This is a genomic window from Colwellia polaris (genome assembly GCF_002104515.1).
Lineage (GTDB): Bacteria > Pseudomonadota > Gammaproteobacteria > Enterobacterales > Alteromonadaceae > Cognaticolwellia > Cognaticolwellia polaris.
Map to the genome: position 1 here is coordinate 1 of NZ_NBOE01000009.1, position 13,426 is coordinate 13,426.

The following is a 13,426-nucleotide window of genomic DNA, read 5'->3' on the forward strand; positions in this document are numbered from 1 at the left end:
GAGGATGAGACTTGCCAAAAAGTTGGTTTTTTGGTGTCGTTTAAGAGAAAACTAATAATCTTCCGTTGCTAATAGCCAATCGTGAAGCTTATTTATGGCAACAACAGAGAAATATCAGTGCTATGTGGTTTTATTGTATTTAAGTTGAGTGTCATCTTAAATAACGATGCTATGTGGTTTTATTGTATTTAAGTTGAGTGTCATCTTAAATAACGTTTAAGTTGAGTGTCATCTTAAATAATCTTAAATAATAAACCTTTAACGATGCAAAAATAAAAATCGTCCAAAAACGTAGACGTTTTTGATTGTTAAAAGAAAATAATCCAGTTAGAGTATTTTGATTAAAAATTATATAAAAAACGAGTAATTCTACAGGCTCGTTAGGAATACTATTTGAATTCGTACGTAGATTTAAGCATTGAACAATTTCTGTCATGGGAACACCGTAAAGAATGCCCAAAAACTATTAATTTTCCTTCTGAATATGAAGGGCAATCTGACCTACGTATTGCTTGCACTCAACTAAACTTATCTGCGTCCAAGCAAAAGAAATTAGTAGACGAATGGGCTACATTAATACCAACACTAACTCATGTCGAGCATATCTGGTTTTATAGTCGAGTACCTCAAAGGCTACTTGACTCGGTTTCTAGACTACCTAAATTAAGGTCGCTATTTATTAAGTGGAGTGGAAATGGCATTACTGATTTGGTGAACGTTGGAGATCTTAAATCACTCGAACGATTATATATTGGTAGTTGTACACAGTTAGAAACATTAGAAAGCTTGAAGAAATTAAAAAACTTAAAGTGGTTAGAGTTGCATGAACTTAAAAAAATCAATGATATCTCAGCAATCAAAAACCTCAATAATCTAGTAGGCTTAACATTCACTGGTGGAATGTTTGGTAAACAATCATTATCAAGCATTGATGCTATTTCTCATTTAACAAATCTTGAGTTCCTTGATCTGCATAGACTCAAAGTTGAAAGTGAGGATGTCTCTGCGATTTCTAAATTAAAAAGGCTTAAATACTTGGATCTTCCAATTTATTATCCTTTATCTGAGTTCGCTCGTATTTATGCTTCCTTACCAAATTGTGATCATGATATTTACGCTTTCCGTAAAACAAATGAAATTTGCGTAAAGTGCATGAAAGGAGAAATGGTGCTGCCAATGGCTAAGAATAAAAGGCAGATTTGCACAGTTTGTAGTGAACTAAAAGTTAAGAAACTAGAAAATGAATTTTTAAGTTTAGTGGCGTCGTATTCCTAACAACACGCCCTGAGGTGGACCGCAAGCATTAAAACTTGTTTTCCACCGCATATTTTAATAGCTGTATATTAAGCTGATACTCATTCTAGATCATTAATAAAACCGGGCGAAAATAGTTGGTTTTTGATCGTGCCATGCTTATTTTAATCGACAATTTTGTTGTATCTTGATGAGGTCTTTAAGATGAGTGTCATTATTAAATTAGGTCTTTAAGATGAGTGTCATTATTAAATTGTTAAAAGAAAGCAATCCAGTTAAAGTATTTTGATTAAAAAATTATAAATAACAAACGAGTAATTCTAAAGGCTTGTTATATTTTTCTGAGGTTTATATGCAAGAACACGGTTCATTTGATATGAAAATAGTTGATCAAACATTAATTGTTAAATGTTTTGATTCTTGGAATATTCAAACAGTTTTAAGGCTTTGTAAAGAGTACAAAGAACTTGTAGAAACAATAAATGATAAACCTTGGGCATGTTTAGTTGATATGAGTCAATGGGAATTATCAACACCAGAAATGTGGAATGAAATTGATAAGTTAAATCAATGGGGCAATATTAATAACCAAAAATATGAAGCTGTGATTTGTTGTCTGTCTATTCAAAAAATGTTGATGGAAGATAGCCATTCTGTTTTAACTAATGTCGAAACAAATTTTTGTCAAAATATAGATGAAGCCTATAAATGGCTAAGTAGTTTGGGAGTTTTAAAAATATAACAAATAAGAGTAGGTCTCGCGCAGCCGACACCTTATTCGGGTGTTTGACTAGCCCGGAGTCTGCTTTATATAGTAAGTAGCTATTGGTTTGCTGAAGGGGGCGATTAGTTGTCTGATTTCAACACACACAACTTATTAAACAGACACGCTTCCTAAATCATCAATACAACCGGAACAAAAACAGTTGTTTTTTGTTCCGGTCATGCTCATTTTAATTGACTATTTTAATGCACCTTAATGAGGTCTTTAAGAAGCGTGACATCTTAAATTATTCGAAGCGAGAAACGGTTGGGTTGTGCCATAGTCGATAACTAAAGTCGTTTGGTCAATTATTTAATATTTATAAAGTGAAAAAGCCTCTAATTTACTTATAAGTAAATTAGAGGCTTTAATGTTTCTTATCTTCTCTTTACTAGCCCAATTCGAGGCTGTCTACAAACCATTATGATATTGAATATTGGTTGATTCCGGCACTAAATTATTAAGTTGCTGTTTTACCGGTGACGCTTCATCTTGTGATTTATTCGACAATAAAGCTTCAAATTTCTGAATTAACAAGGCTTTATCTGGAGATTCTTTATCGCCAGCGCCGATGTTGGTTAAATCAATCATAAAGCTGTCAAACATGTGAGATAGGTCGTCAATAATTTCCATGTTCAAAAACTGATCTTGGTTATAAATACTTGGGTAGCCTGCTTTTTGTTTATCAATAGCGAACGACACACCTTTAAGATTAGTAATACTGGTCGATTTATCACATGAGAGCATACAGCCATTGTCGATACGTGGTTTTTCACAGCCAACGCTTTGTTGGAAGAAACATTGTCGGCTAGTCATCAACAAAATAGGGTGGTAAATACTGTAAAATAATTTAAAGTTTTCAGGACGCGCAATATGCTTTATTTGCATGGCATTAATTTCGTTTGAAATAAATGCACCACTACAATCAAAATCTTCTTTCATCGCTAACAGCGCATATGAATTAGTGGTGTTTAAAAATGGTCCTGCGATCCATTTAATACCTAATTTATTGGCCTTAAAAGCTATGCCGGTGTTGTTAGTAACTATGAGTGCAGGTTTAACTTGTTCTAAAATATTTACTGCTACGTCGTAATCTTTGCCAATAAGTACGGCTGGAAACCACGGAATTAAACGTGGATTTTGCTGTAAAAAACTCACGTACTTAGTACAACCACGCTTGTAAGCGTCAGGTAGTTTGAAGTAAATGTCGGCATTAGTAACATGGGCTAGCTCGGCGTCAGCTTCATCACAAATCAATATTGATAATTCAGCTTTACTCGCGTTTTTGGCCGATACTTTCGGGTGGTTAACTAATTTAGGTAAGGTAACTTCAGGAATAATATCAACGGCGTTATTTAAACGGCTAGCTATTTGGTTTTTAAGAACAGTTAACTCTTTAAACGGAATGCTTAAGCCTGAAGTTAGATTATCGAAATTTAGTTCATTAAGTAAAAACTCAGCGTTGTTAAAGCTTTTAAAACGTTTCTCTATCGTTGCTTTATCTATGCTGGCGTTTTCACTGGCGCGCAATAAGCTAGTTGATTGCACGGTAAAAGTATTTTGCTCAATAGAAAAGCCCGTTGTTGTTACCGTAATGGTTAACGGTTGATCAAGTTGAGCTGAAAAGCTTAACGTTAACGGTACTTTTTCAATACTCAAGTGTTTAATTTTTTCAACCACTTCAGCTTCAATATCGTTTTTATCTGTTTGTAGGTTTTGCTCTACTTCTTGAATTTGAACTACTGAAATCGCTTGGCTATCGTCGGCTGTAAATTTACTCACCGCATGTACTTTAGAGTTATCGCGCGGGTTATCTATAAACATTGACTGGTTTAAATCACCGCGTAAAAAAGCATTAGAGAAGTCACGATTAAAAACTTTATAAAGACGTTCGCCATCTTCGGTTAATTCACCGGTATTTAAAAAACCATCAATTTGCTTACGGAAACTATCAACAACCGTGTGAACGTAGTTTGCGCCTTTTATACGACCTTCAATTTTAAATGAATGTACACCCGCTTCTATTAAAGCAGGTAAGTCGAAAAAGGCTGAGTTGTCTTTGATGTTTAACGGGAAATTATGGCCCGAAGGTGTGGTTTCATATTCTTCACGACAGGCTTGGCTACAACGGCCACGGTTGCCAGAGTTACCTACACTGGCTGAAGTTGAGTAACACAGCCCTGAAAACGCGACACACAATGAGCCATGTACAAATACTTCGGTTAATACATCGTGCTCAACACAAACATTATTAATGGCGGTAATTTCTCGTAAATTTAATTCGCGAGATAAGTTAACGCGTGAAGCGCCTAATTTTTTCAAAAAAGGTATTTGACCAATGTTATGCGTAGTTAATTGTGTAGAAGCATGAATATCTAAGGTCGGAAAATGCTTTTTAATAATGTTAAACATGCCAATATCTTGCACGATAACGCCATCTAACGTGGTATTAACTAGCTTACTCAATAGTTTAGCAATTGAGGTAAATTCACGCTCTAAAATGATAACGTTTAAGGTTAAGAATATTTGGCATTGGTATTGATGCGCTAGGCGAATAATACCGATAAGTTGCTCAAATGAAATGTTAGAAGCACGGTTTCGGGCATTGAGTGTATCTAAGCCACAATAAACCGCGTCAGCTCCTGCTATAATGGCTGCTTTAATTGCATCGACATCGCCGCCAGGCGCTAATAATTCTATTTTATGTTCCATTGGTACAACTTTTTTGTTCGCTAAATTTCAAAGCAGGGATTTTACCCGTATATTTCCCTAATGAATACCGTTAAAGTTGCAACAATACAAAAAGCACCTGTTCAAGAGTCTCCTTATGTCACTTCCTATTCTTTATTCTTTGCGAAACTGCCCGTATGCAATGCGTGCACGTATTGCTATTTTTAAATCGCAGCAACCGGTTGCACTTCGCGACTTGGTGCTAAGTAATAAACCTTCAGAAATGCTTTTAGCGTCGCCAAAGGGCACAGTGCCAGTTATCGTGCTAGGAAATTGCAGTGCCTCTGCCAGTGAGTTATCCAACAATAACGCAGATAAAAGTATTAACGCTGTACAAGATGTAGTTATCGATGAAAGCCGAGATATTATGCTTTGGGCACTTCGCCGTGGCGATCCGCATAATTTACTGCAAAGCGATCAGCCAGAAGCATTGCCTGAAATGTTAGCGTTTATTGATGAATTTGATATTGAATTTAAACAGCGTTTAGAGGCTTATAAATGTGCTAAACGTTACCACGAAACTAACATTGATGAGTGTCGAGAAGCTTGCGAGCATTATATAAAAATGCTCGAGCTAAGGCTTGCTGAGCATAACTATTTAATGTCGGCACACGAAAGCTTACTCGATATTGCTTTACTACCTTTTATTCGTCAATTTGCGCGTATAGAGCGACAGTGGTATTTGCAATCTCCTTACCCGCATGTAAAAGAGTGGCTTAATCGCTATTTACAAAGCCCTATGTTTACTAAGGTAATGGCGAAATATCCGCTATGGTTAGATAATAAAGAAGAAGTAATTTTTGTTGGAGGTAAGTAATATCTTAATAAAATTTAATGCTTTAGATGAATTAGACACTGTTTAGGTATTTAATTTCGCTAGCTTGGAAGAATTCAGCTATGTATTTAACCTATGACAAAGCTTACAAAACAGCTAACGAAATTAAAATGCTAAGCTCTAATATTATAGAGCATGGCCAGATATTATTTTAGACACTTCTAACATTGACGTTTTGCCTGAAAATTCAAATCTGACTTTGCCAACCGCTGAAAAGTAAATTTCTAATTCTGAATCCAGATCAAAAGTGCCTGAAGTTTCAATCGAATAAGCAACAATGTTTTTGTATGGCAGCGAGGTGAAATCTTTCTTACTGCCCGTAATACCTTGTACGTTAACCGAAATTATTCGTTTAGTGGTAAACACCACGCCATCGCGCATGGTTTTGTATGAGTCTACAATTTGCTCATCGTCTAACAGTAAATCAGCAACCTTTTCACCATAGCTGGCATCTTGCTTTAGTTTAAAAAAACCTTTGTTTTCAAAATCAATCATGGAACTTCCTTTTTGTTGTTAGTTTGTTCACTTGTTTGCTGCGTATTCGTTTACGCTATTTCCTTTCAGTTTACTTAAGTACATTACTTTTACAAGTACATTACTTTTACAAGTACATTACTTTTACAAATACATAGCGCGATTCCATAAATCAAAATACTGTAACTAAGTTTGTAGCAATTTTTCGATAGTCTTATTGTGAAAATAATAAAGCCTGTAACAATTTAATTGTTACAGGCTTTATATCGCTATTAATCTAAGTTGTTTTTCTTTTTGCTTAACAATTAACAATTAACAATTAACAATTAACAATTAACAATTAACAATTAACAATTAACTATGCGGTAGCTCGCTATATTTTTTCAAAAATAACGAAGCTCAATGGCGGCAACTCAAGACTTTCTTTATCTTTTAGTTTCGTCATTAAATTACCCTTGCCTGCAACCAATCGATAATTAGCGCCGTTAAGTTCAAGGTTAGCTTTCGCAGTTTTATCACTAGTGTTGAATGCGATTAATAGCGTTTGATTACTCGCATTTGCATTTTTATCTAGCTCATTATTTTTCATCGTACGGCTAACGGCAAATATAGGGTTGTTATCCGCTTGAAATACCGTTTGTTGTTCGCCGCGACGTAAAGCCGGGTAGCGGTAGAATATATCGGCATATTGAGCAAAGCTTTGGTAAATAGGGTGGTTAATATCAAAGTTATCGTCAGCGGTTGTTGCATCGGTTGCGAGTAAATCGTCGTCATTATAGCTTTCAACCAACGATGGCATCATATCTTGTCTCGACGCTTGGTCGCCGCCATCACCAACAAAGCCTTGCTCGTCACCGTAATAAATAATTGGTACGCCACGCATAAAGTAGGTCATGGCGTGTGCAAGCAATGTACGCTTGATCATTTGATCTTCGCTGTAGTTAAACTCACTCTGCTTTAACATATAGGCAAAGCGTCCCATGTCATGATTACCGGTAAAGTTCATTAACTGATTAGCATTGCTGTCGTGATCTAAGTAGTCAATGTCATTAGCAAAAAGCTTGGCTAACACTTTAGTGCCTTTTTGCTCAATTAAGTTTTGTACCATGGCACTTTGAAAGCTGAAGTCTAATACAGACTGCATGTTTCCCGCGGTGGTGTATTCACTTAATTCTTTACTAGTAAAGCTATACACTTCGCCGAACATAAAAAAATTCTTTATGCCTAAACCTTGGGCATGCTCAACTAGAGCAGGAGAGAACTTAGCCCAAAAATCAGTGTTTACGTGTTTAACTGTATCAATACGAAAGCCATCAGGCTTAAATTCAGTGATCAGGTTTTTAAAAATATCGGTTAAGCCTTTAAGTACTTCAGGATTATTGGTATCGATATCGTCAAGGCCAGAAAAGTCGCCACGCTTTGAGCTTTCGCCTTGCCAAAATGAATCACCTTGGTTGTGATAATATTTAGGATCGTTTAGCCAAGCTGGTGTTTTTAATTGTTCATGGCCTTTTGGAATAACTGTGGTGTATTTATCGCCAGCTTCAACTTGTGCTGCTGATTTAAATGGGCAGCCTTTGTCTGAACTAACGAGCCATTGCAATCCGTCTTCACCATGACATTCAACATACTTGATCACATCAGCGGTGTGGTTAGTAATAATATCAAAATATATTTTAATGTTTTCTGCATGAGCGCTATCGATAAGCGCTTTTAAATCTTCATTGCTACCTAAATGTGGGTCAATCTTGGTAAAGTCTAATACCCAATAGCCGTGATAACCGGAGCTGTCAGCTTGTACGGCTTGGTTTCGTAAAATAGGCGTTAACCAAATAGAGGAAATACCTAATGATTTTAAGTAAGGCAGCTTGTCTTTTAAGCCCTGAATATCTCCACCATGGAACATGCCTTTATTCGTTTTATCAAAACCACCAGCAGAAATGGGTTGGGTTTTTGAGCCTAAATCATTACTCGTATTACCGTTATTAAAACGGTCTGGCATAACAAAATAAAACACTTCTTCTTGTACATCGCGCTCAAGATAATGTGGTAAATCAGCCGCCGTTTTACGTTGTTTATTTATAGCATTAGATGATATTTTTGCTTGATCTACCGCCGTTATTTCACTTTTGTTATCACTGCTTAATTGCTCATTGCTTATTTGCTCATTGCTACAGCCGCTAAAAGCTAAGATTGCTATGGTCGATATCAGCAAAGTGGATAGTTTATTTTTTTTAAACATGTTTTTATTATCCTAAGTTTACAAATGTAAAAGCGATTATGATCTTGGTCTTGGTCTTGCTTGGTTCATTGCATGAGCTAAGTCATTAACCGAATTTGTTTTATCAAATTCTTCAATGGTAACAGGTAACTTTTGCAACCAATTAGGGTGTTCGTCTATGGTGCCGGGAATATTGACTTGCTCAACAATCTCTAAAGCGTCTTCTAATGGAATTAATTGAATATGGCTTGGCGCTTTAGCCATATACTTTTGCACACTTAAGCTAAGTTCTCGGTTCATTTTTGCAGGGGCTTGTGTTGGCGCTTCGCTTATATCGATAACATTAAGATCTACTAATGCATCGATTAGCAATTGACGATCGATAATTCGGCTGTCACGCTCGTTTTGACCCATTTCTTCATTCGGATAAAGACTAAGTTTTTGACGCCATTCAAGATCTTTACCTATCCACCAGCCTGTTAGTGTGGGTAAATCGTGGGTTGATATAGTAACCATAGATTGAGCAGGGTAAAGCTCAGGACGCATAAAAAATCCTGATTCCCAGCGCTCAAAAAACAATACTTTGTATGACAACAAACCAGCGCTAGCCATTATTTCACCAAAACCTTCAGGCACTGTACCTAGGTCTTCACCAATAACAACACAGCTATTGCGACGAGATTCTAAAGCGATAATGCGTAAAATGTCTGCCAATGGAAAAGTAATATAAACACCTTCATCGGCTCTCATGCCGGGTGCTACCCAATATTGACGCATTAGCCCTAAAATGTGGTCAATGCGTAATGCTCCTGCATATTGCATATTACTGCGTAAAGCTTTAACCAGTGGTTGATACCCTTGCTTTTGCAAAGCAACAGGGTTAATTGGCGTTAGTCCCCAATCTTGCCCTATGGTATTCATAGCGTCAGGCGGTGCACCAACGGCTGCGCCAGCAACATAAACATCTTTGTCTGCCCAAACATCTACACCTGAGCCATCACAACCTACGGCTAAATCAAGGTATAAGCCAATTGGCATACCTGATGTTATTGCTTGGTTGGCAATTGATTTTAATTGGCGATGAGCAAGCCATTGCACGTAACAAAAATAGTTAACACGGCTCGACTCTGTTTGCTGAAATGCTTTTACTTCAGCGCTATCAGGTGTTTGAAAAGCCACTGGCCAATCTGGCCAGCCATAAGCGTTTTCATCTGTCTTTCTAAAGTGCTCATAGAGCGCTTCAAAAGTGGCAAGCTGTATTAGATCTTCACCTTCATTAGCTTTAAAGTCATTAAATTCGGTTATTTCTGCAGGAGATAAGTTATCAATGTCTTGAAATAACAGTTCTAAAATTTCAAATTTAACATCGGCTACTGCAGGGTAATCAATTAATTCTGTTTGTTTTGCATAAGCAATTTTGTTTTGTATTTCTTCACTATTAAAGCGTGACTGTGCTGCTTCACAGGTTAAAAAGTTAGGTACCTGCTTTAAGTCAATGTACAGGGTATTTAAAAAGCAACGACTGGTTGGTGAATAAGGGCTTCGGTGAGCTGGATTATTTTGATACAAAGGATGTAATGGGTTTAAACCAATCGCAGAGGCGTTTTGTTTGGCTGACTTTTCAACTAATTTTGCTAAATCACCAAAGTCACCCATGCCTAAGTTGTCTTCACTGGTTAACGAGTAAAGTTGAGCAGCGTAGCCCCACATTTTGTCCTTCGATGCTTCTTGTGGGCTGTAACATGTTTTAGGGGCATAAATTAAAGGGCAACAAGCGCTATTTTCGCCGTATTGCAGCGTTAATTGATGATAGCCTTGTACTAAGCTTGGCAGAGGCAAGTGGTATTTATTAAAGCTAGCATCTTCAAATGTTATCGACTCTAATAAAGTTAATGAGGCCAATGAAATACTATCGCTAATTTTTTCGCCAGATTCTAAGGTTATTTCAAAAGCGAGTTGAGTTACTTCAGCACTAGCAAGGCTGATAATAATTTCATGATGATCAGCTTCAAACTTAGCAATGTGTGATGGTGGCAACATATTTCGCCAAGTGGTTTGCTCTAATTCGGTTATGCTATTGGCAATTTTTTCTTCACAAGATAGATCATATCCCATAGCATTGAGTAAAGAGTGTCTCGCTTGATCTTGAGCATATACTTGCTCGCCAAATGAATTGGTGTAGGTGGTATGAAAGCCAACGAGTTCTGCAAGTTTCTCAATTAAATTCATTCTATCTTCTCTTTACTTTTCGCTAGCATAAAGCTGCAAGCGATTTAATTTTTAAGTGACAGCTAACTAAACAAGGTAGCTGTGCTAGTAATTCGTATTTTTAGTTTTGCTAGCTACTGTTTACTGGCTTTAATTTCGACAATAAATGTGCTTTTAAAAAAATGATGAACGGGCATTAATTTATGCCAGAACACCGTTGCTGCTTTTTAAGTTAAACAAACCGAATACTTACCGGTTAGTAATTACTCGGTTTGAGCTACAACTTATTTATTTTTTCAGTCGATCTATTAATAGCTATAGAGCCTTTGCTGACCTTAACTAGATTTACATGGCGTTAAGTGCCAAATATTTTCTACATAGTCTTCAATTGAGCGATCTGAATTAAACTTACCCATTAGTGCGGTATTTAATATGGCCATTTTCGCCCATTGTTGTTGATTTTTATAAGCTTTATCTAATGCTTTGTGGGCATCGGCATAGCTTTGAAAATCTGCTAATACTTTGTAAGGATCTCCACCCGTTAAAAAGCAGTCTTTAATTGCAGATAACTCGCCAGGTTTGCCCGGTGTAAAGTAGTCGGTATCTAACCAGTCTAAACAAGCGCGAATTTCGGCGTTATTTTCGTAGTAGTGATACGGGTTATAACCGTTTGTATCTAAGGTTTTAACTTCATCTACGGTTAAGCCAAAAATAAATATGTTTTCATCACCTACTTCTTCTGCAATTTCAATATTGGCACCGTCAAGCGTACCTATTGTTACTGCGCCATTAAGTGCTAGCTTCATGTTGCCAGTACCCGAAGCCTCTTTACCTGCAGTTGAAATTTGCTCAGAAACATCAGCCGCTGGAATAATTTTTTCAGCCAGGCTAACACGATAATTAGGTAAGAAAACTACTTTTAACTTGTCTTGGATGCGCTCGTCATTATTTATTTTTTCAGCAATTTTATTGGTGGCGTAAATAATTTCTTTCGCTAACTGGTAACTCGGCGCGGCTTTAGCACCAAAAATAAATACTCTAGGCTGTATATCGAGTTCCGGGTTTTCAAGTAACTGACGATAAAGCGATATAATGTGTAGAAGATTTAAGTGCTGTCTTTTATATTCATGTAAACGTTTAATTTGCACGTCAAAAATAGCATCAGGGCTAACGGTTATGCCGGTTAAGGCTTTTATTTCTTTGGTTAAAGCAATTTTATTTTGCTGCTTTATGGTCATAAACTCAGCTTGAAATTTGCTGTTTTCAGCTAGCGTGGTTAATTCGCTTAACATGTTAAGGTTTTTAGCCCAATCACCCTCTATTGTTTTATCGAGTAAATTAGCTAGAAGCGGGTTACAGGCTTTTAGCCAACGGCGTGGGGTAATGCCGTTAGTAACATTGGTTAATTTTGTTGGCCATAATTGGTTAAATTCTGGGAATAAATCTTGTTTTACAAGATCAGAATGAATTTGCGCTACACCATTAACTTTATGAGCAGTAATCACACAAAGGTGCGCCATACGAACTTTAGGTTCATTACCTTCTTCAATTAAAGATAAGCGGGCGCGCATGTCGTTATTATTTGGCCATAATGATTCAACATCATTATTTAAAAACGCATCATTAATACGGTATAAAATGTTTAAGTGGCGCGGTAATACGCGCTGAAATAATGCTACAGACCATTTTTCTAATGCTTCAGGTAACAAGGTATGATTAGTATAAGCAAAAACCTTTTGGCAAATCGCCCATGCGCTATCCCATTCAAGGTTATGATCATCCATTAGCGTACGCATTAACTCTACAATAGCGATAGTAGGGTGGGTGTCATTTAACTGAATAGCGACTTTGTCGCAAAATGTTGACCAATTATTGCTATCAGCAATAGCGCCATATTGATTTTCAAATCGGGCAATAATATCTTGTACTGAACAAGCACAGAAAAAGTATTGTTGAATAAAGCGCAACTCTTTACCAGCCTCATGCTCGTCATTTGGGTAAAGTACTTTAGAAACAACTTCAGCGGCAACTTGTTGTTGATGGGCTTGTAAATAGTCACCACGATTGAGTAATTCCCAATCAAAAGCTTCTTCTGCTCTACACTCCCAAAGACGCAAGGTATTTACTGTTTCACAATTATAACCAACAATAGGAACATCCCACGGAACACCTTGTAACATTTTACCGGCATGCCAAACGGGTTTTGTTGTGCCATCTGTTTGAGCAACGTCTTCTACATAACCATATAACGCTATTTTCTGACTAGATTGCGGGCGACAAACTTCCCATGGGCTACCAAACTCTCGCCACATATCAGGTTGTTCTATTTGTTTACCGTCAACAAAGCTTTGCTTGAATAAACCGTGCTGATAGTGCACGCCGTAACCCATAGCGTTGTAATCTAATGTGGCAAGTGAATCTAAAAAGCAGGCTGCTAAACGCCCTAAACCACCATTGCCAAGTGCTAAATCTGCACCTTGCTCACATAGGTCGGCTAATTCAAAACCCATGTTTTTAAGTGCTATTTGGGTTGGTGTGTATAAATCTAAATTATGTAAATTGTTTGAAAGTAAACGACCCATTAAATATTCGAGAGAAAGGTAGTTTACTGATTTTACTTCACTTTGTTGTTGGCGAAGTTTAGTACGTTGTAGTTTATCTACAATAACATCATTAAGCGCTAAAGACGTGGCACGCCAGTAAGCAGGTTTTTTATCACAACCATTTTGCTCACTTTGGGTAAATTGTAAGTGGTGCTTAATACGCTGGCTTATTTCCGCCACACTAAGATTTGGCGTAATGGTTTCAGTTGTTTTTGTGTTGGTGATCATATAACTACAAACTCTTTAATCGGACATTTTAATGCCGGTAAATTTCACTTTAAAATTGTTAGTAAAAAGTGAAGCAACGTCATGTCTGCTTTTAATCCGTTATGCAAACA

Annotated in this window: 8 protein-coding genes; 3 read left to right on the forward strand and 5 right to left on the reverse strand. The window is 36.9% G+C overall.

Annotated features, from left to right (window positions below):
- The first annotated feature begins 393 nt into the window (after positions 1 to 393).
- Positions 394 to 1,275: a leucine-rich repeat domain-containing protein gene (locus B6A32_RS13650; RefSeq protein WP_085305007.1), complete on the forward strand. Its 882-nt coding sequence runs from the start codon at positions 394 to 396 to the stop codon at positions 1,273 to 1,275.
- Between the two features lie 331 nt (positions 1,276 to 1,606).
- Positions 1,607 to 1,996 (forward strand): hypothetical protein, encoded by a 390-nt coding sequence (locus tag B6A32_RS13655; RefSeq protein WP_085305009.1) that lies wholly within the window; start codon positions 1,607 to 1,609, stop codon positions 1,994 to 1,996.
- Positions 1,997 to 2,428: 432 nt separating this feature from the next.
- Here the strand turns inward: B6A32_RS13655 and B6A32_RS13660 are convergent, their stop codons facing one another.
- On the reverse strand, positions 2,429 to 4,729 hold the full coding sequence (locus B6A32_RS13660) for a peptidase U32 family protein (protein WP_085305011.1): 2,301 nt from the start codon (positions 4,727 to 4,729) through the stop codon (positions 2,429 to 2,431).
- Between the two features lie 115 nt (positions 4,730 to 4,844).
- Between B6A32_RS13660 and B6A32_RS13665 the strand changes: the two genes are divergently transcribed.
- Positions 4,845 to 5,564 (forward strand): glutathione S-transferase, encoded by a 720-nt coding sequence (locus B6A32_RS13665; RefSeq protein WP_085305013.1) that lies wholly within the window; start codon positions 4,845 to 4,847, stop codon positions 5,562 to 5,564.
- Positions 5,565 to 5,708: 144 nt separating this feature from the next.
- Here B6A32_RS13665 and B6A32_RS13670 read toward each other — a convergent pair whose 3' ends face one another.
- The 4 genes from B6A32_RS13670 to B6A32_RS13685 all read right to left on the reverse strand — a co-directional run bounded on the left by B6A32_RS13670 (position 5,709) and on the right by B6A32_RS13685 (position 13,316).
- The gene (locus tag B6A32_RS13670; RefSeq protein ID WP_085305015.1) at positions 5,709 to 6,077 is read right to left on the reverse strand and encodes a PH domain-containing protein; all 369 of its coding nucleotides are present in this window, start codon (positions 6,075 to 6,077) and stop codon (positions 5,709 to 5,711) included.
- A gap of 352 nt (positions 6,078 to 6,429) precedes the next feature.
- A complete protein-coding gene (locus tag B6A32_RS13675) occupies positions 6,430 to 8,298 on the reverse strand; it encodes an alpha-amylase family glycosyl hydrolase (RefSeq protein WP_085305017.1) in 1,869 nt (622 codons plus the stop codon).
- Between the two features lie 36 nt (positions 8,299 to 8,334).
- Complete coding sequence (gene malQ, locus B6A32_RS13680) at positions 8,335 to 10,506, reverse strand: 4-alpha-glucanotransferase (protein ID WP_085305019.1); 2,172 nt, start codon at positions 10,504 to 10,506, stop codon at positions 8,335 to 8,337.
- 314 nt (positions 10,507 to 10,820) lie between these two features.
- Positions 10,821 to 13,316 carry a glycogen/starch/alpha-glucan phosphorylase gene (locus B6A32_RS13685; protein ID WP_085305021.1) on the reverse strand — a complete coding sequence of 832 codons (2,496 nt, stop codon included), beginning with the start codon at positions 13,314 to 13,316 and terminating at the stop codon, positions 10,821 to 10,823.
- Positions 13,317 to 13,426 lie beyond the last annotated feature (110 nt).

Bases quoted from the DNA above. Each gene is read 5' to 3' on its own strand.
- B6A32_RS13655 (WP_085305009.1), top strand. From the start codon at position 1,607: ATGCAAGAACACGGTTCATTTGATATGAAAATAGTTGATCAAACATTA.
- B6A32_RS13660 (WP_085305011.1), bottom strand. From the start codon at position 4,729: ATGGAACATAAAATAGAATTATTAGCGCCTGGCGGCGATGTCGATGCA.
- B6A32_RS13665 (WP_085305013.1), top strand. From the start codon at position 4,845: ATGTCACTTCCTATTCTTTATTCTTTGCGAAACTGCCCGTATGCAATG.
- B6A32_RS13670 (WP_085305015.1), bottom strand. From the start codon at position 6,077: ATGATTGATTTTGAAAACAAAGGTTTTTTTAAACTAAAGCAAGATGCC.
- B6A32_RS13675 (WP_085305017.1), bottom strand. From the start codon at position 8,298: ATGTTTAAAAAAAATAAACTATCCACTTTGCTGATATCGACCATAGCA.
- malQ (WP_085305019.1), bottom strand. From the start codon at position 10,506: ATGAATTTAATTGAGAAACTTGCAGAACTCGTTGGCTTTCATACCACC.
- B6A32_RS13685 (WP_085305021.1), bottom strand. From the start codon at position 13,316: ATGATCACCAACACAAAAACAACTGAAACCATTACGCCAAATCTTAGT.